The 23,743-nt window shown below is 41.7% G+C and carries 22 protein-coding genes; 7 read left to right on the top strand and 15 right to left on the bottom strand.

All coding sequences use genetic code 11. The features are described 5' to 3' along the window. Positions 1-39: 39 nt before the first annotated feature. The 3 genes from MF4642_RS12015 to MF4642_RS12005 form a co-directional block, all read right to left on the bottom strand. A complete protein-coding gene (locus MF4642_RS12015) occupies positions 40-1,041 on the bottom strand; it encodes an adenosine deaminase (RefSeq protein WP_078426367.1) in 1,002 nt (333 codons plus the stop codon). A 67-nt stretch (positions 1,042-1,108) separates the two neighbouring features. Beyond that, positions 1,109-2,431, bottom strand: coding sequence for an NCS2 family permease (locus tag MF4642_RS12010; RefSeq protein WP_004696144.1), 1,323 nt, complete (start codon positions 2,429-2,431; stop codon positions 1,109-1,111). A 369-nt stretch (positions 2,432-2,800) separates the two neighbouring features. Next, positions 2,801-3,106, bottom strand: coding sequence for a hypothetical protein (locus MF4642_RS12005; protein WP_227518546.1), 306 nt, complete (start codon positions 3,104-3,106; stop codon positions 2,801-2,803). 162 nt (positions 3,107-3,268) lie between these two features. Here MF4642_RS12005 and MF4642_RS12000 point away from each other — a divergent pair, with 162 nt between their 5' ends. Then, positions 3,269-4,696, top strand: a complete 1,428-nt coding sequence (locus MF4642_RS12000) for a cryptochrome/photolyase family protein (RefSeq protein ID WP_078426365.1) — start codon at positions 3,269-3,271, stop codon at positions 4,694-4,696. Here the strand turns inward: MF4642_RS12000 and MF4642_RS11995 are convergent. Both MF4642_RS11995 and yaaA read right to left on the bottom strand, forming a co-directional pair. Continuing rightward, positions 4,693-5,319 carry a metal-dependent hydrolase gene (locus MF4642_RS11995; protein WP_078426376.1) on the bottom strand — a complete coding sequence of 209 codons (627 nt, stop codon included), beginning with the start codon at positions 5,317-5,319 and terminating at the stop codon, positions 4,693-4,695. The genes MF4642_RS12000 and MF4642_RS11995 overlap by 4 nt on opposite strands. Positions 5,320-5,334: 15 nt before the next feature. Continuing rightward, entirely contained in the window at positions 5,335-6,114 is a 780-nt protein-coding gene (yaaA, locus tag MF4642_RS11990) for a peroxide stress protein YaaA (protein ID WP_078426364.1), read from the bottom strand. 126 nt (positions 6,115-6,240) lie between these two features. Between yaaA and MF4642_RS11985 the strand changes: the two genes are divergently transcribed. Then, positions 6,241-6,870, top strand: coding sequence for an alpha/beta hydrolase (locus tag MF4642_RS11985; protein ID WP_010327145.1), 630 nt, complete (start codon positions 6,241-6,243; stop codon positions 6,868-6,870). Positions 6,871-7,263: 393 nt separating this feature from the next. Then, a complete protein-coding gene (locus MF4642_RS11980; protein WP_010327146.1) occupies positions 7,264-7,704 on the top strand; it encodes a DUF2147 domain-containing protein in 441 nt (146 codons plus the stop codon). A gap of 112 nt (positions 7,705-7,816) precedes the next feature. On the opposite strand, the gene MF4642_RS11975 is transcribed toward MF4642_RS11980, so the two are convergent. The 4 genes from MF4642_RS11975 to pheA all read right to left on the bottom strand — a co-directional run bounded on the left by MF4642_RS11975 (position 7,817) and on the right by pheA (position 12,812). After that, the gene (locus MF4642_RS11975) at positions 7,817-8,182 is read right to left on the bottom strand and encodes a hypothetical protein (RefSeq protein ID WP_078426363.1); all 366 of its coding nucleotides are present in this window, start codon (positions 8,180-8,182) and stop codon (positions 7,817-7,819) included. Positions 8,183-8,290: 108 nt separating this feature from the next. After that, on the bottom strand, positions 8,291-10,540 hold the full coding sequence (locus MF4642_RS11970; RefSeq protein ID WP_078426362.1) for a bifunctional prephenate dehydrogenase/3-phosphoshikimate 1-carboxyvinyltransferase: 2,250 nt from the start codon (positions 10,538-10,540) through the stop codon (positions 8,291-8,293). A gap of 3 nt (positions 10,541-10,543) precedes the next feature. Then, the gene (gene hisC, locus MF4642_RS11965) at positions 10,544-11,635 is read right to left on the bottom strand and encodes a histidinol-phosphate transaminase (protein WP_078426361.1); all 1,092 of its coding nucleotides are present in this window, start codon (positions 11,633-11,635) and stop codon (positions 10,544-10,546) included. 67 nt (positions 11,636-11,702) lie between these two features. Beyond that, positions 11,703-12,812 (bottom strand): prephenate dehydratase, encoded by a 1,110-nt coding sequence (gene pheA / locus MF4642_RS11960; RefSeq protein WP_004696123.1) that lies wholly within the window; start codon positions 12,810-12,812, stop codon positions 11,703-11,705. A gap of 456 nt (positions 12,813-13,268) precedes the next feature. Here pheA and MF4642_RS11955 point away from each other — a divergent pair, with 456 nt between their 5' ends. Continuing rightward, entirely contained in the window at positions 13,269-13,787 is a 519-nt protein-coding gene (locus tag MF4642_RS11955) for a DJ-1/PfpI family protein (protein ID WP_078426360.1), read from the top strand. Positions 13,788-13,843: 56 nt separating this feature from the next. On the opposite strand, the gene MF4642_RS11950 is transcribed toward MF4642_RS11955, so the two are convergent. Beyond that, complete coding sequence (locus MF4642_RS11950) at positions 13,844-14,986, bottom strand: acyl-CoA dehydrogenase family protein (protein WP_078426359.1); 1,143 nt, start codon at positions 14,984-14,986, stop codon at positions 13,844-13,846. Positions 14,987-15,127: 141 nt separating this feature from the next. Further along, positions 15,128-16,471 carry a dicarboxylate/amino acid:cation symporter gene (locus MF4642_RS11945; RefSeq protein ID WP_078426358.1) on the bottom strand — a complete coding sequence of 448 codons (1,344 nt, stop codon included), beginning with the start codon at positions 16,469-16,471 and terminating at the stop codon, positions 15,128-15,130. A gap of 410 nt (positions 16,472-16,881) precedes the next feature. Here MF4642_RS11945 and MF4642_RS11940 point away from each other — a divergent pair, with 410 nt between their 5' ends. Next, positions 16,882-17,877 carry a glycosyl transferase family protein gene (locus tag MF4642_RS11940; protein ID WP_078426357.1) on the top strand — a complete coding sequence of 332 codons (996 nt, stop codon included), beginning with the start codon at positions 16,882-16,884 and terminating at the stop codon, positions 17,875-17,877. A 28-nt stretch (positions 17,878-17,905) separates the two neighbouring features. Here MF4642_RS11940 and MF4642_RS11935 read toward each other — a convergent pair whose 3' ends face one another. The 3 genes from MF4642_RS11935 to MF4642_RS11925 form a co-directional block, all read right to left on the bottom strand. Then, positions 17,906-18,346: a hypothetical protein gene (locus MF4642_RS11935; RefSeq protein ID WP_078426356.1), complete on the bottom strand. Its 441-nt coding sequence runs from the start codon at positions 18,344-18,346 to the stop codon at positions 17,906-17,908. Between the two features lie 93 nt (positions 18,347-18,439). After that, positions 18,440-18,706: a YeaC family protein gene (locus MF4642_RS11930; RefSeq protein ID WP_005400556.1), complete on the bottom strand. Its 267-nt coding sequence runs from the start codon at positions 18,704-18,706 to the stop codon at positions 18,440-18,442. Between the two features lie 3 nt (positions 18,707-18,709). Further along, positions 18,710-19,648 (bottom strand): NAD(+) kinase, encoded by a 939-nt coding sequence (locus MF4642_RS11925; RefSeq protein ID WP_078426355.1) that lies wholly within the window; start codon positions 19,646-19,648, stop codon positions 18,710-18,712. Positions 19,649-19,799: 151 nt separating this feature from the next. On the opposite strand from MF4642_RS11925, the gene mrcB reads away from it, so the two are divergent. Further along, on the top strand, positions 19,800-22,196 hold the full coding sequence (gene mrcB / locus MF4642_RS11920; RefSeq protein WP_078426354.1) for a penicillin-binding protein 1B: 2,397 nt from the start codon (positions 19,800-19,802) through the stop codon (positions 22,194-22,196). A 21-nt stretch (positions 22,197-22,217) separates the two neighbouring features. Continuing rightward, the gene (locus tag MF4642_RS11915; RefSeq protein ID WP_078426353.1) at positions 22,218-22,766 is read left to right on the top strand and encodes a tetratricopeptide repeat protein; all 549 of its coding nucleotides are present in this window, start codon (positions 22,218-22,220) and stop codon (positions 22,764-22,766) included. 12 nt (positions 22,767-22,778) lie between these two features. On the opposite strand, the gene MF4642_RS11910 is transcribed toward MF4642_RS11915, so the two are convergent. Next, the gene (locus MF4642_RS11910) at positions 22,779-23,678 is read right to left on the bottom strand and encodes an NUDIX domain-containing protein (protein WP_078426352.1); all 900 of its coding nucleotides are present in this window, start codon (positions 23,676-23,678) and stop codon (positions 22,779-22,781) included. Between the last annotated feature and the right edge of the window lie 65 nt (positions 23,679-23,743).

Below are 23,743 nucleotides of genomic sequence, written 5' to 3'. Positions count from 1 at the left end.
AAAAGACAGAGCGAACTCTGTCTTTAAAAGGACATCAGATTAAGCAATGGCTGCAATTTCAGCCGCCCATTTTTGCTTGTCTTCTGCCGAAATAAACGACGCTTCAAAAGAGTTTAACGCCAATTGTTTTAGCTCAGCTGCTGTTAAATCTAACGCATCTGTAATAGCAATAAAGTTATCATTCATATAACCACCAAAGTACGATGGATCATCTGAATTTACCGTCACTTGCACACCTTGTTGCAACAAACGGCGGATATTGTGCTGTGCCATATCTTCAACGACACATAACTTTAAGTTACTGAGTGGACAAACTGTCAGTGGCATTTTCTCCGCGATCAAACGCTGCATTAATACAGGATCTTCTTCAGAACGCACACCGTGGTCAATACGATTCACTTTAAGCAAATCTAAAGCTTCCCACACATATTCTGCTGGACCTTCTTCACCCGCATGCGCAACCACTAAAAAGCCTGCTTCACGTGCTTTAGCAAAGACACGTTCAAACTTTGAAGGAGGATGTCCAACTTCGCTTGAGTCCAAGCCTACACCAATGATTTGATCTTTATACGGCAATGCCTGTGCTAAAGTTTCAAGGGCTGCTTCTTCACTTAAATGACGCAAGAAACACATAATCAAATGCGAACTAATGCCAAATTTTGCCTTGGCATCATCACATGCACGTTGCAGACCATTAATCACTGTTTCAAAAGCAATACCGCGGTCTGTATGCGTTTGTGGATCAAAAAACATTTCGGTATGCACTACACGGTCTTCGGCACATTTTTCAAAATACGCCCAAGCCAAGTCGTAGAAATCTTGCTCATGAATCAGTACATTTGCACCTGCATAATAGATGTCTAAAAATGATTGCAAATTGTGAAAATTATAAGCCTGTTTTACTTCTTCAACCGACTTATAAGGAATGTCTATTTGATTACGCTGTGCGATTGCAAACATGAGTTCTGGCTCAAATGTCCCTTCAATATGCACATGCAATTCAGCTTTTGGTAAAGCACGAATGAGCTCCAATTGACTCATATCTTTTCCTCTTTAAAAATAAAAAAGGGCGTAAACTGAGTTTACACCCTTATCACTATTTGATGAATTAGCCACCAAATAACGCGAATTTTAATGCCCAAAGCACAGCTACAATCCACACCATGTACGGTACAGTCGCCGCTTTACCGGTGAACAATTTAACCAATGCATAGCTAATAAAGCCCATCGCAATACCATCTGCAATTGAGTAGGTAAATGGCATAAATACAATGGTTAAGAACGCAGGAACGGCTTCAGTAATATCATCCCAATCAATATGGGTAATCCCCTGAATCATCAACACGCCAACAAATAACAATGCTGGAGCTGTTGCAAAACCAGGTACAGATTGAGCTAAGGGTGCTAAAAACAAACATAAGATAAATAACACACCGACCACAACTGCGGTTAAACCTGTACGGCCACCAGCAGCAACACCCGCAGACGACTCAATATATGGTGTCGTCGAAGATGTACCTAATGCTGCACCTGCAACAATTGCGGTTGAGTCTGCAAATAATGCTTTTTTCAAACGTGGAAGCTTGCCATCTTTCAGTAAGCCTGCACGGTGTGACACGCCAACCAATGTACCTGTTGAGTCAAATAAATCGACCAAGAAAAATACAAAGATGACACCCACTAAGCTTGCCGTAAATAGACCTTCAAAGTCCATTTGCATGAATGTTGGAGCAATTGATGGAATCTCACCAACAACACCTTTGAACTCGCTTAAGCCCATTGCTGTTGAAATTGCAGTTAAAGCCAAGATGCTGATAATGATGGCACCACGCACTTTAAAGTGATGCAGTACAACCACCATCAAGAAGCCAAATAAAGCCAAAAGAACCGTCGGTTGCTTTAAGTCGCCCAATCCAACCAAAGTCGCTGGATTGTCCACAATAACGCCTGCATTTTTTAAAGCAATCAACGCAAGGAATAAACCAATTCCACCGCCAATCGCAAGCTTAAGCGACATTGGGATTGCATTCACAATGGCTTCACGGATCTTAAACATACTGATCGCAATGAACACCAAACCTGATACAAACACTGCAGCTAAAGCAGTCTGCCAAGGCACACCCATACCCATACACACCGAATAGGTAAAGTAAGCGTTTAAGCCCATACCCGGTGCTAATGCAATTGGATAATTTGCAACAATACCCATAACCAAACAGCCAATTGCGGCTGCAAGACAAGTCGCTACAAAGACAGCACCATGATCCATCCCCGTTTCGGATAAAATCATTGGATTCACAATAATGATGTAACACATGGTTAAGAATGTGGTTACACCTGCAAGAAGCTCTGTACGAAAACTGGTTTTATTTTCACTCAGTTTGAACATACGCTCGAGCATATTTTCTGAAGATGGATTAGGAGTCGTCATGACCTAGCCCCTGTAAATAAACTTTTAAAACTGTATAACTGCCAAAAAATTTCGACACTCAGTACGATGAAAATCTGATTAAATTTCTGGAAGTTAAAGCAATGAATATGCCAAATTTCCTCAATTCAGGAAAAGTTTATTTAGCCATGAATGGTTCAAACGCAGGGTCGAACCATATATACCTAAACAAAAAAGCCGCATAAACCGTATGCAGCTTTCAACAAAAACGTCATTTTAGACTCAAAATCTAAAATTCAATATATCTTGGCGCGAATTATAACACACTGATTTTTAATTGTTTTAAATTTATTTTTAATTAAAATTCAACATGATAAGTCATTTACACATGATTTTATTCTATCTTAAGCGTCAAAGTACTTTAATAGAGACCTGCTCGATTATTGCTTCAGCATCACTTTGAAGCGGGCTACTGACTTTTTCAGGCACGACCTTTGCCTTTGAGAGAGGACTCAACTTTTGCACTTTAGGCTCAACACTGTTCATGAGTTGATTCAACTGTTGCTGTTTTTTCGTTTCTGTATCCTGAAAAACAGCAAACCCAAGCAAACAAACAGCAGCTACAAAAATAGGGATTAGAATTTTTTTCATGACATTCACAATATCCACAACTGCACTAGCATGATTACAAATCATAACAAATAATACAAAGTGCAACACATTTATCAGATAAAAAGCATCTTCACACTTTATAGTTTTTTCTGATTTAATTATTTCAATAACATAAGATTAAGTTAAACGAGTGAGAAAAGAATATGATTAAAGTGCTCAATTTTGTAATATTTTATATTTCAAAAAATTACAGTTGATTAACCTTTTATGAACATAATTTGGTTTAGACAAGATCTTCGCATACACGACCATGCTGCACTTTGGCATGCAAGCCAACATGGACCTATGCTAGCTTTAGTAATCCTATCCCCACAACAGTGGCTATTACATCATGACGCGGCTGTAAAAATTGATTTATATGTCAGACAATTGCACGATTTAAAACAAAACCTTGCTAACCTGAATATTCCTTTGCTCATTCTAAATATTCCACTGTGGCAAGATATTCCACTTCAGCTTTCATCTTTGTGTCATACACTGCAAGTACAAAAAATCTTTGCAAATATCGAAATGGGCGTGAATGAGCTTAAGCGGGATGCCGAAGTTCAACAATGCTTAAATCAGCAACACATTGAATTTACGCTCTTCCAAGATCGAACCCTCTTTCCCTTAAACAGTATTCGTAACCAATCTGGTAAGCCCTATCAAGTCTTTGGCGCTTTTAAAAAAACCTGTTATGAGCGCTTAAATATTGGCTTACCGCAGTGTTACCCTCTCCCTTCTGCACAGCAACCTATACAGCTTCCTGCCGATTTAAATACAGCCATTCCACACATTGAATCACTGATTGATGTGAATACGAATGAGTTAAATCAAATTAAAGCCTATTGGCCTGAAACGGAAATATATGCGCTTTCAGTGCTCGATGATTTTATTGATCACAAAGTTAGTGACTATCAAAAAGAGAGAGACTTTCCATTTTTAAATAGCACCAGTCAACTTTCAACTTATTTAAATCTCGGGATCGTATCGATTCGACAGTGTCTCAATGCCCTGTTTCGTGCTCAACACTGCCAATTTATGATTGATAACACAGGTCAGCAGACTTGGTTAGATGAATTACTTTGGCGAGAGTTTTATCAGCATATTTTATTTGATTTTCCGCATGTCTCTAAACACCTGCCATTTAAAACCAACACACAGCGTATTGTTTGGCGAGATTCGCCTGAAGATTTAAACGCGTGGCAACAAGGTCGTACTGGTATTCCAATTGTGGATGCAGGCATGCGACAACTACTTGCGACAGGCTGGATGCATAATCGAGTTCGTATGATTGTCGCAATGTTCTTAACTAAAAACTTGTTGATTGATTGGCGTCTGGGCGAGCAATGGTTTATGCAACATTTGGCTGATGGTGACTTAGCTGCCAATAATGGCGGATGGCAGTGGTGTGCCTCCACGGGCACCGATGCTGTGCCTTATTTCCGAGTCTTTAACCCTGTGAGCCAATCTCAGAAATTTGATAGCAATGGTGACTATATTCGACAGTGGCTACCAGAGCTTGCACATTTAAATGCCAAAAGCATTCATGAGCCTTATGCGAAGCAGCAGAATATGGAATTGGACTATCCCCGACCAATCGTCGATTTAAAATCGAGTCGTATTCGTGCCATTGAAGCATTTAAAGGGCTTTAATCACCCAAAGCTTGGGCTAAGTTCTGCTTAGCCAGACGCTCATAGCGCTTTTGGAAAAATGGCGTCTGGTACAGTAGCTGCTTTTCTAAAAAGTGCTTTAACACTTGCTGACGCTTCTTCACATAAAGTGAGGGCTCAACCCAAGCATATTCTTGCTGAATTTGGCGTTCATATTCAGCAAAACGCATAGGATCGCTGGCTAAAATAGCTAGATCAATATCCAATAGATAAGCCAAATCAGTGTCAGCTGTCGGTGCATGTGCTTTGGTTGCCAAAATCCATGCATAGATCTTTGCAATTTGCTCAGCTCCAAGCACATTTTCAAGCATCCGTTGCATATAATCGGCGCTTTGCTGCTCATTGTCATGTGCTTGCGGGTTATAAATGACATCATGAAACCAAATGGCCAACTCAACAGATATAGTATCGTCTAAGTAGGTTTTGATCTGATGAAAATGCTCTAAACATTCAACAATATGTTGAATGCTATGATAATGCCGCTGTACTTCACTGTAGGCGTCATACAGCGAGGCATGGAACTTTTGAGTAGTATCGTCGTCCAAACTCAATTGCTTTGCGGTGAGCGCCCAATAGTCCTGAAACTGTTTTGTATACTGCACCATTGGAATGACCATGCATTATGCTGCCTGTTCATCTCGTTTAAAGACCAACTCACCTTTTAATGAGCTGTTGGTATCAAAGTAATAACCATCTGTTTGAAATGATTTTAACCCTTCAATTTGATCAATTTGGTTTTCAATCATATAACGCGCCATCAAACCACGTGCTTTTTTGGCATAGAAACTAATGACTTTATATTTGCCATTTTTCTGATCTAAAAACACAGGCTTAATAATTTCTGCTTGAATTTTGCTTTCTTTTACAGATTTATAGTATTCATCCGAAGCAATATTCAGCAAAATTTTAGAACCTGCCTGTTCTAAATCTTGGTTAATTAAATCGGTAATGTGATTGCCCCAAAACTCATACAGATTATGTCCGTGTGGGTTAGCCAGCTTGGTTCCCATCTCTAAACGATACGGCATCATCAAGTCCAGTGGACGTAGCAAACCATATAACCCAGAGAGCATTCTTAAATGTTGCTGTGCATATTCAATGTTCGACTCTGACAAATGATAAGCATCTAAACCAGTATAAACATCGCCCTTAAAAGCAAACATAGCTTGTCGCGCATTGGCAAAGCTGAATTCTGGCTGCCAATCGCGAAAACGATCGACGTTTAAGGTGGCAATTTTTTCACTGACACTCATTAAGCTTGCAATTTCACTTGCCGACAGTTTGCGACTAACTTCGATCAATTCTTGGGAATGTTGCAGCAATCTGGGTTGTGTATACGCATCGGTAGGTAAAGCAGTTTGGTAATCTAAAGTTTTGGCAGGAGAAACAAGGGCAAGCATAGATAACCTGATTAAAAAACAATTAAACAGACTATATCAGTAGACTTATTTTATTGCCAATCTGTGTTTTTAATAAGCATAAACGGTTAAACTAGCCCATTCTCCTGTTATATGTATCGATTCTCTATGTCTGAGCAGATGTTCATTCAAGGTCCAGTTGGGCAAATTGAAGTTTTTGTAGATTATCCACAGGGTGAAGTGAAAGGATTCGCGGTAGTTACTCACCCCCATCCACTCCAAGGTGGTACGCCTCAACACAAGGTTCCTGCATTGCTTGCGCAAATGTTCTTAGAACGTGGTTGCATTGTGTACCGTCCAAGTTTCCGTGGCTCAGGTCAAAGTGTTGGTCTACACGACGAAGGTCATGGCGAAACTGATGATGTTCTTGAAGTGATTAAGCATGCTCGTGCAGCACATACAACTTTACCCTTCTATGCAGGTGGTTTTAGTTTTGGTGCGCATGTCATGGCAAAATGCTATGACGCTTTACAAGAAGAAATTCGACCAAAACAAACCATTTTATGTGGTCTACCAACGGCAACGGTCGCAGGTGTACGCCACTATGTAACGCCACAACTTAAAGGTGACATCTTATTCATCCATGGCGAAGCCGATGAAGTTACCTTACTGTCTGACATGATTACATGGGCTAAACCGCAGCGCCATTTAGTGACTGTACTACCTGGTGCAAACCATTTCTTTACCGGTTACTTAAAACAGTTACGTATTGCGATTACACGTTTCTTGTGGATTTAACGCATCACTCAGTTCAAGAAAGAAATGGCTGTCTAACATTAGCCCCTTTCTTTCTTGAACTTTTTATTTTTAATCTAGATGTATCTCTTTTTCTATTCCAACGCTTAATAAGCCATTTCCAGCAGCTTCATTAGTCGTCCCTTATATCTCTTCTGTTCCCAAAATAATTTTAAGCTTCCTTTTGAGCGCCAAACTCAATCGGCACTATCTCTCTCAAATGTCTGTTTTAAAAATAAGTGAGAGTTGAATCCTGCTAATGGTACTTTATGCAACAATCTACGCTTGAACTTGATATATTCTGCACATCATTATTCAAATAATAAACTATACAATCAACATCTTAGCTCGAGAGAGCTATTCATTTAAATAATTTTTAAAATATTCAGGGATTTTATGAAAACAATTCTCGGGGCAGTTTTAGTCACTATAGCCACCACATCAGCCTGTGCTCAGGACATTATAGGAACTTGGCGTTATATCGATGATAAAACTGGAGAACCCAAAGGTCTGGTGAAAATTGAAAAGCAAGCCAATGGGACTTATGCTGGAACTGCACTGAAAGCAACACCTCGTCCAGGTTATACAGCAAAAGAGTTCTGTACCAACTGCCCTGCACCCTACACCGATAAGCCTATTATTGGCATGCAAGTGATTACAGGTTTAAAAACTGAGAATAATATTAATTATACGCATGGCAAAATCATTGATCCCGTTTCAGGCAAGCTGTATAGCCTAAAAGGCAAAATTAGCCCAAATGGGAAAAAACTATTCTTAAGAGGATATTTAGGCGTTTCTGCTGTGGGACGTAGCCAAACTTGGTTACGTGTGGAATAAGTTTACAGTACGTCCTGTTATAGGCGCGTTGACCCATCAAAATATTAAACGTGTTCTGTCCTAAAAAATGCTGAATTGTGAAAAACCAATTCAGCATTTTTTATCTATTCAATTAGCCTTTCCATTCAAACTCAGTAAAACTTTTATCAGTTTTTAGTGTATTTTCAACTGCTTGTGCAAGTTGGTTCAACAAGCTTCGTTCAACAATTCGGTCTAACCAGTCTTGCTCTTCATCTGGATAAGAGGCAATTTCGCACACCAGATTTCCTTCACCGTCATGACCTTGGCACGTAATAGACAGTGGCAAAGTATGATTATCGACACTCACAGCCACCTGATCACCACTTTGTGGCAAAGTTTCAAAACCAAATTGACCTAACTTTTGAACCAGTAGGTCTTGTACCTGCTTCTGTACCACACCGCTTTCATTTACATCCTGCTGCTGTCCATGCTGTGCTGTAAATTGTAATTTTCTCATTGATCATCCCAAAGGCTTTTTTGTTATATGGGTTTAGCATAATGGCTTAACACAAAACAGCCAAGCAAAAGCTTGGCTGTTCTCACACAAAATATCTAAGCTTTAGTCTTATTCAGTGACTTGAATCGCTAAACCAGCTTGATTGCTTAATTGCGTAAAGGTCGGGAAACTGGTTGCAACCGTTTCAGTACCAATGATTTTAATTTCACCAGAGGTGCGTAAGCCGGCCATTGAGAAACTCATTGCAATACGGTGATCATGATGTGATTCAATTTCGCCACCAGTGAAAATCGCACCCCACTCGCCCGAATGACCTTTACCTTCGATGATGATGCCATCGTCAGTCGGTGTACAATCGATACCCATGGTTTTTAAACCATCTGCCATCACTTGAATACGGTCTGACTCTTTTACTCTCAGTTCAGCAGCACCCGTTAATACGGTTTGCCCTTCTGCACAGGCAGCCGCAATAAATAATGCAGGAAATTCATCAATCGCCAATGGCACTTGATCTTCAGGCATATGAATACCTTTGAGTGTACGTGTACCTTGAATACGAATGTCTGCAATCGGCTCTCCGCCTGCAATACGTTCATTTTCAACGGTAATGTTCGCACCCATTTGCTTCAAAATCTCGATCACACCTGTACGCGTTGGGTTAATGCCCACTGCTTCTAAAGTCACGTCTGAACCTTCAGTAATCGCAGCACCCACCATAAAGAAAGCAGCCGATGAAATATCTGATGGCACTTGAATCTCTGTACCGACTAACTTACCGCCACCTTGCAGTGAAATACGGTTGCCCTCTGTTTTCACATCATAACCAAATGCACGTAGCATACGTTCAGTATGGTCACGCGTAGGTTCTGGTTCTGTGACTGATGTTTCACCTGCTGCCCACAAACCTGCCAATAAAATCCCAGATTTCACCTGCGCAGATGCCATTGGCAAGTCATAGTGAATGCCTTGTAAAGCTTGGTTTCCAGTGATCGAAACAGGAGGTGTACCACGCTCACCTGTGGTTTGAATCTGTGCACCCATTTCACGTAACGGTTTAGCAATACGTTCCATTGGACGCTTCGACAGTGATGCATCACCCGTCATGACAGAGTCAAATTTTTGTGCAGAAAGCATCCCTGAAAGCAGACGCATTGAAGTCCCTGAGTTACCCATGTAAAGCGCACTTGCTGGCGCTTTTAGGCCATTTACGCCCACACCATGAATCGTCACTTCACCATTTTTAGGACCTTCAATGCTCACGCCCATATCACGGAAGGCTTGTAAGGTTGCTAACGCATCTTCACCTTCCAAGAAACCTGTCACATGCGTCGTTCCTTCCGCAATTGCACCAAACATGATTGAACGGTGTGACACAGATTTATCGCCTGGCACGCTAAACTTACCTTGGAAACTTTTTTTACCCGGTAATATGGTGAATTGCTGTGTCGTCACTTTATTGTTCTCCATGAAAGGTTTTTGAGCGAGCATATGATTAAAATGCTGGCGTGCTGCTTGCGCATGTCCAAGCAAGCCCATTAAAGCATGTGAATCTTCATCTTCAATGAGTTTACGAATCGTTGCCAGTTGGTTTTCAAAACCATCTACGGCATTTAAAATGGCTTTTTTATTGGCAAAAAAGATGTCATGCCACATTTGTGGGTCACTTGCCGCAATTCGAGAAAAATCGCGGAATCCCCCCGCAGCATAGCGGAAAATGTCTAAATTATCTTCACGGTTTGCCAGTTGTTCAACTAAGTTAAAAGCCATCAAATGCGGAAGATGACTGGTATGCGCCAAGACTTCATCATGCTTGGCCACATCCATACAAATCACTTCTGCTTTCGCAGCTTGCCACAGTTGGATCAGTTTCTCTACGGCCCAATCAGCACTGGTCGGTAACGGTGTCAAAATCACTTTATGATTTGCAAATAAATCGACCTTACCCGCATGCACACCCGTGTGTTCTGCACCCGCAATGGGATGCCCCGGTACAAAGCCAGCAGGCAATGCTTCACCATACACAGCTTTGGCCGCATCGACCACATTACCTTTGGTACTACCCACATCGGTAATAATCGTATGTTCTTGCAAATATGGTTTGATGGTTTCCAAGACTTTTTGCGTTGCACGAACAGGCAAGGCTAAAACCACCAAGTCCGCACCTTGAACCGCCTGCACAGGATCGCTATACCCCTGTTGGATTAAGCCCAAAGCTTTGGCATCCTGTAAGGTTTTTTCCGAACGTGTAGAGGCTACAATGTTTTGGGTTAAACCTTCAGCAATCATCACCCGTGCGAGACTCGAACCAATCAGTCCAAGACCAATAAATGCAACTTTTTCAAACAGTGGCGCAGACATAATTTAAGCGTTCGCCTCTAAACCTAGTACGTTGGCCAAAGCCGTTAAAAATTTCGTATTTTCAGCTTCAGTTCCAATCGATACTCGTAAATGATTGGCGATGCCCACAGGACGAACAATCACCCCTTCTTTTAATAAAGCATTAAAAGTTTGTGCAGGATCGGCTTGTATATCGACCAAAATAAAGTTGGCACGAGAAGGCTCATAGTTTAGGCCTAGCGCTTTAAACCCTGTTTCAAGTTGCACCATGCCCGCTTTATTGACCACACGTGATTTCTTAATAAAATCTTCATCTTTCAGTGCAGCAACTGCTGCCACCATGGCTAAATGGTTGACGTTAAACGGCTGACGAATACGATTTAAGAAGTCTGTCACTTCTACCGATGCCAAAGCAAAGCCAACACGTAATGCCGCTAAACCAAAGCACTTCGACATGGTACGGCTAACAATCAGGTTTGAATACTGTGCTAAAAACTTTAAGCTATTAAAGTTTTCTGGGAAATATTCCACATAAGCTTCATCTAAAACCACGATCACATGACTCGGTACTTTTTGCATGAAGCGCTCAAATTCGGCCTCTTCAAACCAAGTTCCTGTCGGATTATTGGGATTTGCAATAAACACCAATTTGGTATTGTCTTTAATTGCCGCCGCCATCGCGTCAAGGTCATGCGAAAAACCTTGAGCAGGTACCTCAATCGCTTCAGCATTGATGGCTTGCGTGACCAAAGCATAAACTGCAAATGCGGGTTGGCTATACACTACCGAGTCTTTATCTGAAACAAATGCACGGGCAAAAATTTCAAGTAGATCGTTTGAGCCATTGCCTAAAGTAATACAATCATGTGCTACACCAAACTGCGTATGAACTTGATCCTTCAAGATAAAACCACCACCGTCTGGATATCGTCCAATTTCCGCCAATTCAGCAGCAACTGCTTCTTTTACTTTGTCCGAACAACCCAAAGGGTTTTCATTTGAAGCAAGCTTAACAATATCGGTCATTCCCAATTCACGCTCTAATTCGCTGATTGGCTTACCTGGTTGATATGGTTTTAACTTCGCAATACCTTCATTGGCTGGAGCAAACGACATGTGACCTTTCCATTCTTACAAGTGGTGTACATGGTTGAGTTTGGAGTAAACCCAACCACCTTAGAGATTACAGTACTGCAATCGGGTATGAACCCAATACTCGAACTTCTTTCACAAGTGGACGAATCTCTTCAATCGCCGCTTTAACATTGTCTTGTTCCACATGACCTTCTAAGTCGATGAAGAAAACATAAGCCCATTTTTCAGGCAGTGCTGGACGCGTTTCGATACTGGTCAAACTAATGTTGTGCTTTGCAAATGGTGCAAGGATTTCCAATAATGCACCTGCACGATCATGTGCAGAAATCAGCAATGACGTTTTATCATTACCGCTTTGCGGGATTCTTTCACGACCAATCACCAAGAAACGTGTAGTGTTCTCAGGATTATCTTCAATATTGCTGTGTAAAATTTCTAAGTCATAAATACTTGCTGCAACATCAGATGCAATAGCAGCCGAATGCCATTCAGTACGAATACGACGTGCCGCTTCAGCATTCGAGCTTAAAGCAACACGTTCCACACCTGGATAGTGTGCGTCCAACCATGCACGGCACTGCGCCAAAGTTTGCTGATGCGCATAAATTTGTTTAATGCTGTCTTTACGCGTGTTTTCAGACACAAGAAACTGGTGATGAATACGCAATTCAACTTCACCAATCACATTTAAGTGTGAGGCTTTAAAACAATCCAAAGTATGATTGACCACACCTTCTGATGAATTTTCTACCGGCACCAAACCATAGTGGGCACTGCCTGCTTCCACTTCACGGAACACTTCATCAATCGTCGGTAAGGGACGAACCACAGCATCATGTCCAAAGTGCTTCAACACCGCAGAGTGCGTATACGTACCGACAGGGCCTAAGAATGCAATACTTTGCGGTGCTTCTAGAGCCAAACATGCAGACATGATTTCACGGAACAAACGTGCCATGGTCACATCAGACAAAGGGCCTTCATTACGCTCCATAACATTCCGTAAAACTTGCGCTTCACGTTCTGGACGGTAAAACATTGGATTCTCTTCAGAAGCAAATTTTGCTTTTGCAACAGCTTCCGCCAGTTTCGCTCGACGGTTAATAAGCTGTTGAATCTGTTGATCAACAGAGTCGATATCCTGACGGATTTGATTAAGGTCAAGAGAAGTCGTTGTGTTTTGATCGTCTTGGATCATTGTTATGTCGCCCTTCATATACATTGTGCAAACAGTATAACAATAGTTAGCTTTGAAATCTTGCGCAATAAGACTTTGCATGTTTCAGTGCTAAAAACATACAGTTGATTTAATCATCAAGTTTATCAATAAACTGCCCCAATAATAGACATCAATAAAACCACTGAGCCCGACCCATTTCCTTCTCGCCGTTATGCATATAACATCGCTCAACAAAAACACTAAGACGATGCTATTTGGGTCTTAACTCAGCACTTTTAAAGCTGCGTCTAGGCTTTGAAAAATTTTGCTACACCTTCACAAAAATCACCATTCATCCGTATTTCAGTGCGTTAGAATATCTTTTAAAATATGCTTTACTTAAGTTGACGTATTCATAACAAAGAGAGTATGCAGCAGTAGCGATTGCTCTATAGTCTCAATAAAACAAAACAATAATGAACTGTAGGTACTGTCATGCACAAAAAAATTGCAGTCTTGGTCACCTATGACTTTGAGGATGCCGAATATGCTGAACCCGTAGAAGCATTTCGAGCAGCTCGGCATAGTATTATTAACCTTGAAAGTCAGGCTGGAAAAATCATTTATGGCAAAAAGCGTAAAGCCTTTGTCACCATCGACCAAAGTATCGATGATGCCTCCGTGCATGATTTCGATGCCTTACTCATCCCGGGCGGTTTTTCGCCAGACAACCTGTGCCAAGATGAACGCTATATCTTATTTGTCAGGCACTTTGCAAACACGCAAAAACCCATTTTATGCAGTGCAGACGCTCCGCAAATTTTAATGCATGCTGGCGTTGTGAAAGGTAGACGCATGACGTGTATCCATCACCTTCATCAGGACTTAAAAGATGCAGGTGCCGTGCTATATGACACAGGTGTTGTGAATGACAATAATTTATACATTTCATCACAAACCCAATATGATCTCCCCGCCTTTATACAAGAAAGTTTATTGGTACTGAACCGATAAAAAAAGAGCCTACTTGAGGCTCTTTTTAGACACATGTTTATATCAACATCTAAGGCTTAGCGGCCAAGTAAGCTACGTGCGACAATTTCTTTCATAATTTCATTGGTCCCGCCGTAGATGCGTTGAATACGTGCATCGACAAAGAAACGTGAAATTGGATATTCACTCATATAGCCATAGCCACCAAAGAGCTGCAATAAATTATCTGCCACCTTCATTTGCATATCTGTTGAAAAGCTTTTTAGCGCAGCTGCGGTTTCGACATCCAGCTTACCTTGCATATAAAGCTCAACGTTTTGATTATAAAAAGCAGCTGTGGCTTGTTCATCAATCTTGGCTTGAGCCAAAACAAAACGTGTATTTTGGAACTGCGAAATATGTTGACCAAAGGCTTGACGCTCTTTGACGTATTGGATAGTGACATCTATCGAACCACGAATTGCCCCTATAGCCGTTGCTGCAATTGCTGTACGCTCTCGTGGTAGCTCTTGCATCAAATAAGCAAAACCTTGACCTGCTTGTCCCAATAACTGGTCTTTTGGCACTTTAACATTGTCATAAAACAGCTCAGAAGTGTCTTGCGAATGTAGCCCAATTTTGTCGAGGTTGGTGCCTTTTTTAAACCCGTCTAAGTGGGTATCGACCAACATCAATGAAACACCTTTTGCGCGGGCTTGCGGATCAGTTTTCACCGCTAATACCACAAGGTCGGCATGCTGCCCATTGGAAATAAAGGTTTTAGAGCCATTTAAAATATAATGCTCCCCTTGCAAAATGGCATTACTTCGCATGGCTTGTAAGTCTGAACCCGCACCTGGTTCCGTCATTCCAATTGCACCGACCACTTCACCTGACACCATTTTCGGTAACCAGTACTGCTTCTGCGCTTCCGTTCCAATGTGCAAAATATAAGGCGCAGCAATTTCGGAGTGACAAGAAATCCCTGTCGATAAAGCACTAAAACCTGCACGTGCCGACTCTTCCACCAACATCAGTGAATAATGCGTTGGAACACCGTAACCACCGTATTCCTCTGGAACATCGACACATAAGAAGCCATTTTCACCCAAGGCATTCCAGACTGAGCGCGGCATTAATCCTTCTCGTTCCCACTGTTCATAGTTTGGTGCAATGTGTTCATTCATAAAACGGCGAAAGTTATCGCGAAATAGTTCTAAGTCTGCATCGTAATTCAACATGTTTCTTCCTTGTAGTGACGTTGTTTTATTATTCAGTTCACATGCTAGCCATTTTTAACGCAACTGTCATGACCGCATCAGGCCATTTTTTTATGCCAAAAAAAGGAAGCCCTTAGGCTTCCTGTTTAAGATGAACTGAAATTATGCGTGAGCATTTTCTTCAACAGCCATTTGGCGATCTACTTCTTCTGGATTTGCAAGTGCGAAGTTTAATTTTTCTTGGTCTAACTGACCCACCCATTTCGCAACAACAATCGTTGCCAATGAGTTACCCACCAAGTTGGTTAAGGCACGTGCTTCAGACATGAAACGGTCAATACCTAAGATGAGTGCAAGACCCGCCACTGGAATATGACCAACGGCTGACAAAGTCGCTGCCATCACAATAAAGCCCGAACCTGTTACACCCGCAGCACCTTTCGATGAAATCAATAACACACCCAATAAAGTCACTTGGTGCATAAGATCCAGCTGAGTATTGGTCGCTTGTGCAATGAAGATCGCTGCCATTGTCAGGTAGATTGAGGTACCGTCTAAGTTAAATGAATAACCTGTTGGAATAACCAAACCAACCACTGACTTTTCACAACCTGCAATTTCAAGCTTTTTCAGCATACGCGGTAGAACCGACTCTGAAGATGAGGTACCCAGTACGATCAACAACTCTTCGCGAATCATACGAATCATTTTCAAAATACTGAAGCCACAAAGACGTGAAATAGTACCTAGAACCAAGAAAATGAAAAGTAAACAAGTAATGTAGAAACAGATAATCAACTGAGCCAGTTGCGCCAAGCTACCAATACCATATTTACCGATGGTATATGCCATTGCACCAAAAGCACCAATTGGAGCAAGTTTCATGATCATGTTTACAATGTTAAAGAACACATGCGAAATTTGATCGATGAACTTCAGTACAGGTTTACCTGCATCACCCAACTTGTGTAATGCAAAACCAAACATCAAGGCAAAGAGCAGCACTTGCAGGATTTCACCTTCAGCAAATGCACCAACCACAGTGTTTGGAATAATATGCATAAAGAAGTCGACAGTCGATTGCTGCTGACCAGATTCAACAAACTTTGAGATACCAGAAGTATCTAATGTTGAAGGGTCAACGTTCATGCCCACACCTGGCTTCCAGATGTTAATGACCAGTAAACCGATCAATAGTGCAATAGTCGATACAATTTCAAAGTAAAGTAGCGCAACACCGCCTGTTTTACCCACAGACTTCATACTTTCCATACCCGCGATACCACTCACGACAGTACAGAAAATTACTGGCGCAATAATCATCTTGATCAGCTTAATAAAGCCTTGACCTAGAGGATAAAAAAGCTCGCCCCAGCCGGGTACATATTTTTCAACGCCATTGATAACTTGCGTACCACTAGGGAAAAAATGTCCTACTAAGATACCCGCAATAATCGCGACAATAACTTGAAAATATAGTGACTTATAGATTGGTTTCTTAGTCATAACGAATACTTCTGTAAATCAAAAGACTGAAAAAATCGGTATACCTATACTTCCTCATAGGTAGTTGGCTTTCTGATAAACACAAAAAAGCCCACAGTTTGGACCGCATCCAAACACCGGGTAAAAAAATCATGGTGTACAAACAACAGCACTGTGACAAAAATCACAGTTCATTCACATTTACTGCAATGGGAGAGACTAAAAACTAGCGAGTCACAATTATTGGGTAAATTTTACCTAACATTCTTTAATCAAAGTAAACTGATTTTAATCATAATGTATAAAATCTAAACAATATTACTCATACTTTAGTCTAATGGTGGAAAATTTATTTAAAATTAAAAGTGCTGTTTTTTTTGATTGTTCCACTAAAATAACACAACACAGCCTTCACTTACTTTGGTTTTTTCATGAACAACAAAAGAAATATTTATAAAGATGCTGAGCACCCTTTTGCTCAGTTTGTTCGCATTATTGGCAAAGGAAAAAATGGTGCACGCTCACTCAGTTATGAAGAAGCTTACCAAGCCTTTGATATGATCCTGAAAAATCAAGTGTTGGATGTACAACTCGGTGCATTTCTGATGCTACTTCGGGTTAAGGAAGAGTCTGTAGATGAACTGGCAGGCTTTGTTCAAGCCACACGAGATCAACTGCCGTTCACGCCTTTAGAGGTCGATTTAGACTGGTCGTCTTATGCAGGCAAACGTAAACACTATCCATGGTTTCTTTTAGCGGCGCTGACTTTAGCCAAAGCAGGTTATAAGGTCGTGATGCACGGTGCATCAGGTCATACCATTAACCGTATTTATACTGAACAGGTATTAGAGTATCTCGATTTTAATATTTGCCAAACTCAAGCAGATGTGGAACAGGAATTAGCGTCGCGTAATTTTGCATATTTACCGCTGCACGCCATCTCCCCGATTTTAAGTGACTTAATTTCCCTACGAAATGTTATGGGCCTTCGCTCACCCATTCATACCCTTGCGCGCCTGATCAATCCTTTTAATGCCAAAGCAACCCTGCAAGCTATTTTCCACCCTGCCTATCGTGGTTCGCATCAGCAAGCAGCATTTAAACTGGGCTATAAAAATAGCGCTGTCATTAAAGGTGAAGGCGGCGAATTTGAACGTAACCCAGATGCCAAAACACTGATCTGCGGCATCAAAAATGGTGAACTCTACGAACATGAGCTACCTAAACTCACCGACAACCGAAGCCCAATTGAAGAAGAGTTAGATTTGGCTGAGTTTAAAGCAGTTTGGCTGGGTGAAAAACAGCATGAATATGGTGAAATGGCAGTGACTGAAACCATTGGCATTGCGCTCTATACCATGGGAGTGTGCGATACATATAGCGATGCCATGCAACAGGCCAACCAGCTTTGGCACACTCGTTTCTAAGCAGAGGGGACGAACAAAAGCGTGAACGTTATTCGTCACGCTTTTCGATCCAATAAAAGTCAGCCCAGTAAGGATAACGCTTTCCTGAAGAATGAATATTTCTGAGAATCAACTGATCACCAATATGAATGTCGATTTTTTGAGATTCATGAGGACCAGATAAATAAACATCTTTTTGTTGTCCAATTAGGTTTGAACAATAGATTTGATGGCTTTTTATCTTTTTCGATGCTTCACCTGCATGGGTGTTATGGATCTTTATTCCAATCAATAACATCGGATAACCATCATTTTTCATTGATGTGTATTGTGTGACGGGATTTTGAAAATTTTGACTCGGTAACACAGAAACATCTAATAAACATTCAATTTTTCTTGCATCACTTGTTCGCTCAGCAAATACATTGGTCGAAATTACAGTAATGAAGAATAAACCGAGTCGAGTGAGCTTTATTATTTTTATAAGCATAATGATTGAAACAGTTTGAAGGTATTCTTGTTAGATTGAGTTGTTGAATCACCAAGCATCTATTGCTAAGCGATTCAACGCATTTTTAATCAATTAAATAAAACGAATAGGTTTAAATTCTGGTTCAGGCACATGAGAATCACACTCCTCACCTTCTTCTTTATGCCCTTTATCGATATAACCCGTACGTTCTTTTTCAGGCGTATTCTGATGCTCCCAAGCAATAACGGCTTGCATACAGGTTTGACGTTGTTCAGCAGTCAACGCAATGCCATTTGGCCATTTACCAATTTCTACAGCTGTTTTTAAACGCTCAACAATATCGGCATCTAAAATAGAAAGCATCTGTTCAATATTCATGATTTAATCCTGTTGAAAAGAGTCAAAATCTTGGTTCCACCCAAGTTTAGTTCGGCATGACATATAAAAATCATAACCCGGTGGATGTAATAAATTCAGTTTAAAGGGGTGCTTACGAATATGTAAGCTATCACCCACATTGAGCGAAACACTGTGTTGACCATCGGCACTGACCATCGGCAAGACACGGTTTTCACGAATCAGAAGCTTAATTTCACTGTGTCCACCCACCACAATCGGGCGTGAAGACAAGGTATGCGGATGCATCGGTACCAAAGCAATCGCATCCATCCCCGGATGCACGATTGGGCCACCACCTGACAACGAATAGGCTGTTGAACCCGTGGGCGTCGATACAATCAAACCATCACTGTGTTGACGGTAGACATATTGACCATCGATATTCAGTTCGAAGTCAATCATATGCACCGACTTACCCGAGTGTAATACCACATCGTTTAGCGCAATCGCATCATAAATCGTCTCGCCCTTTGAGCGAATTTCCATTTCCAATAAGAAACGACGATCTAACTGAAACTCACCTTTTAAGACTTGATCGAGCTTAAAAATCACTTCAGTCGGCTTGATGTCGGTTAAAAAACCCAAACGCCCTCGGTTTACGCCCATTACAGGGGTATTAAATTTAACCAAGGCACGTGCAGCATGCAGAAGTGAGCCATCCCCACCCACCACAATCACCAAATCGACCACTTCACCCAGAAGCGCACGACTCACCGTTTGCGTGTTTTTATAAGGAACCAGTTCAGCGGTTTGCGCATCAAAAACGGGATGTAACCCTAAGCTGAGTAGATGATCATGAATAAGACATAAGGTTTCGACAACTGAAGACTTATCTGGACGTCCAATTAAGCCTATGTTTCGAAATGTTTTATGTGAAATTTGCACCTGCAACATCGCTCCGCTACGATTCTCGCCTATCATAACATTATTTATTTAAATTGATTCAAAAACTAAAGTGACTGCTGCTACACGCGGAATTGTCTATATTTCAGTTTGTTCACAGTTTAATTATTGCAAATTAGCGAAAAGCTTCGCATGATTAGCACAATTTCTCAGGATCTTATTCGTATTTATGAAGTCAGAACGTGGCATAGGTTTAATTGCACTGATCTTTTGCATCTTAGTCATTGCAGCATTCTTGGTGTTTAGTATTTATTTAATAAGACTCGACTCCGTTGTACGTGACAAGTTTGAAGGCAAGCGCTGGGATATTCCTGCGAAGGTATTCGCACGCCCGCTCGAAGTGTATACCAATGCCCCTGTCAGTCAGGCTGACTTCACTCAAGAGTTAAAACTTTTGGGCTATAAGTCCTCGGAAAACTATACCAAATCAGGGAACTTTGTCAGTTCTGGCAATGAGCTATATGTACACACTCGTGGCTTTGACTTCGGTGATAGTGTCGAGCCTGAACAAGTGCTTAAAGTCACCTTTGCCAATGAGCAAGTGGCTGAAGTCAGTGCAACTAAACCCTCATCTACAGGGATTGCACGTTTAGAGCCGATGCTGATTGGCGGGATTTATCCGCAGCATAATGAAGACCGTGTCCTGATTAAACTCGACAAAGTACCTAAGCCTTTAATTGAGGCTTTAATTGCAACAGAAGATCGTAATTTCTATAGTCACCACGGCGTTTCAATTCGTGGTACGGCACGTGCGATTGTGAGTAATGTCACGGGTGGAAAACGTCAAGGTGGTTCAACACTGACCCAACAGTTGGTGAAAAACTTCTACCTCACCCCTGAAAAAACCATTAAGCGTAAAGTCAATGAAGCATTTATGGCATTATTGGTTGAGTTTCACTATGACAAAGATGAAATTTTAGAAGCCTATCTCAATGAAGTGAACCTCGGGCAAAACGGCAACTATTCTATTAATGGTTATGGTTTGGCTTCACAGTTTTACTTCGGCATGCCTTTGCGTGAGCTAAATATTGCGCAACAAGCTTATTTGGTGGGTTTGGTACAAGGTCCAACCTTATATAACCCTTGGCGTAACCCAGAAGCTGCGAAAAAGCGCCGTAATATTGTTTTAAACAATATGTTGGTCATGGGCTATCTGACCCAAGAACAATATGAAACTGAAACAGCTCGCCCTTTAAATGTGATTGCCAAACCGACTCTCGGCCCTTCACGTTTCCCAGATTTCTTAGACATTGTACGCCGTCAGTTACGTACCGAATACCAAGAAGGTGATTTGACCAACCAAGGTCTACGCATCTTTACAACGCTCGATCCAATTGCACAAACCAAAATTCAAGATGCGTTTAAATCGACTGTTGGTCGCTTAAGCCGTGGCTCAAGCCGTCTGAAAGAGCTGCAAGGTGCGGTATTGGTTGCGCATCCTGAAAATGGTGAATTGGTTGCAGCGGTTGGTTCAACCCAAGACTTTACGGGTTTTAACCGTGCACTCGATGCCAAACGTCAAGTCGGCTCACTGCTTAAACCAGTGATTTACCTCAGTGCGATTCAGTCGGGACGTTACAACTGGGCCAGCCCAATTGAAGATAGCAGCATTAGTATTCAAGCCAATGGTAAAGCATGGACACCTAAGAACTATAGCGGTGGCGAACACGGCGTTGTACCAATGGTACAGGCACTGTCTAATTCATATAACTTGTCAGCAGTTCGCCTTGGTCAAGAGTTTGGTTTATCGACGTTTAGTAACCACCTAAAACGTTTTGGTGTGACCAGTAACATCCCAACCTATCCATCCATTTTCTTGGGTGCGGTAGACATGTCTCCGATGGAAATGCTCAGCATTTATGGCAACTTTGCCACAGGCGGTTTTAAGTATCCGACTAAATCCATTCGTACTGTTGTCGATCAAAACGGCCGCTTGCTGACCCGTTATGGTTTAAATGTCCAACAAACTATTGACCCTGCTTCGGCCTATGTCCTGAATTATGGTCTACAACAAGTGATGACCTCAGGTACAGGTCGTTCGGCTTATAACACTCTGCCGAACTCGCTTCAGCTTGCAGGCAAATCTGGAACCACCAATGACACCCGTGACTCATGGTTTGCAGGTTACTCGGGAAATTATGTTTCTGTGGTTTGGCTAGGTTTAGATGACAACAAACAAACTGGCTTAACAGGTTCTTCAGGCGCGTTGCCAGTGTGGACCAATGTGATGAGCCAGCTACGTCAAAAACCAGTCAACTTACGCCAACCGGATGATGTGCAATGGCATTGGATTGATCGTGGCACGGGTTATCTTGCTGCTCAAGGTTGTGAGGGCGCAATGTATATTCCTCTCTTGCGAAACACCGTACCACGCAAAGCAACCGCATGTGGCTTACCGCATTATCAAGTTGAACCCACTTACAATCCTGAAACAGATGGTTACCAAGCTACACCTGAACAAGGCGACAGCATAGACAACTATATTCGTGAAAGTGAATCAAACATGCAGCGTAACTTAGAAGATGAGACGCAAGTCATTTCGAGTGGTAGCTATCAACCTGAATAAATAGGACGGATTTAAATTTTGATGTGGTTTAAACGTTTAAGTATCTTAGCAACCATCGTGACTGTGGCAGGCTGTCAAAGCCTCCCACAGCCATCTGAAAAAAAGATACCTGAAAAGCCGACACAGGCGGATAAAGAGCAGAAAACACCCTCAGGGGTCACAATTCATCCTTATGACCGTGAAGAAATTCAACGTCAGAAGATTGTGATTCCTGAACAGAAAAGCAAACAACAGTTTGATGATGGGCGACAGCTTCCTGCTTTTAAAAGTCTGATGCAAAAAACACAAACGGCCTATCGCCAAGGCCAGTGGAGTCAAGCACAAAGCTACGCCATGCAAGCACAGCGTTTAGCACCACAGTCGAGTGAGACCTTTTTGTATTTGGCTTTAATTGCCAATCAACAAAAACAACCTGCAAATGCGGAATCGCTTGCACGTCGCGGCTTGAGTTATGCCCAAAGCAATGCCATGAAAAAGCAGCTTTGGAGCGTTATCTTAAAAGCAGGTCAAATCCAGAAGAATCAGAAAACCATTCAACAAGCCCAAACAGCAATCAAAAGTCTGTCTTAAAAGCACGCTCCGTTAGATGGAGCGCTGCCCTGCTATACCATAAGCGCCATAACTTTGCGCTTTGGCTAAATCGGCTAACTGTAAGCCGCCGAGAGCAAAAATCGGGATATGAATCTCTTCTGCAATCAAACTGAACTGCTCCCAACCCAAAGTTTCACTATTTGGGTGGCTGAGTGTTTCAAGTACAGGGCTAAGTAAAAGAGCATCACAGCCAATTTCTTGTGCATGTTCAGCACTGCTACGGTCATGACAGGCCGCTATATAACGCTGCCCAACATTTAGCTCCCCTTTACTCAATTGCATCAGTTGAGATTGTTTCAGATGTATGGCCGCAACTGCCTGCTGTTGTAGTGGATTTAAACCTTTCCATAGTTCTATATTTACAATCACCTGTGCCAATTGTTCTACACTCAGTTCTGCAATTTTTAAAATATGTTCAGGACTGGCAGGCACTCGCCAATACAGCACTTGTTGTTCAGGCAAATCCTTCAACACATCGATTTGATCTGAAATTTTAATCACGGGTGCAGCATAAAGTCGCTTCAAAATGGCCTGATTGGCTTTTGGAAAGTTAAGATCTTGTAATTCAGTACGCTTGAACCACGCCCATGGTGAGTGAATGTCTGCCAATAGACGCTTTGATACTGTGGCATGAAATAAATGCAAATTGACAATCACATCATCATATTCAAACTGAATACAGTCAAAAGCATGCCAATCGGGTATATCAACTCCAACTTCCTCTAACACCTCACGGCGACAGGCTTGCTCAGGCGTTTCACCTGCTTCCACCTTCCCTCCAGGAAATTCGTGCTTATTGCCCTGATGCTGTTCCGCCTGCCGCCAACCCACCAACACTTTGCCTTGATGTAAAAGGATGGCTATAGCGACTTGAACCAAAGGTTTTGACATAATCAGATTCCATTTCAGATGTGTGGTGTATTGAGTGACTGCATGTAACGATATTGAAGTTTTTT

Source organism: Acinetobacter sp. MF4642 (genome assembly GCF_002018925.1).
Classification (GTDB): Bacteria; Pseudomonadota; Gammaproteobacteria; order Pseudomonadales; family Moraxellaceae; genus Acinetobacter; species Acinetobacter johnsonii.
The sequence above is the reverse complement of the archived record's forward strand: the minus strand, read 5'-3'. Positions and strand labels throughout refer to the sequence as shown.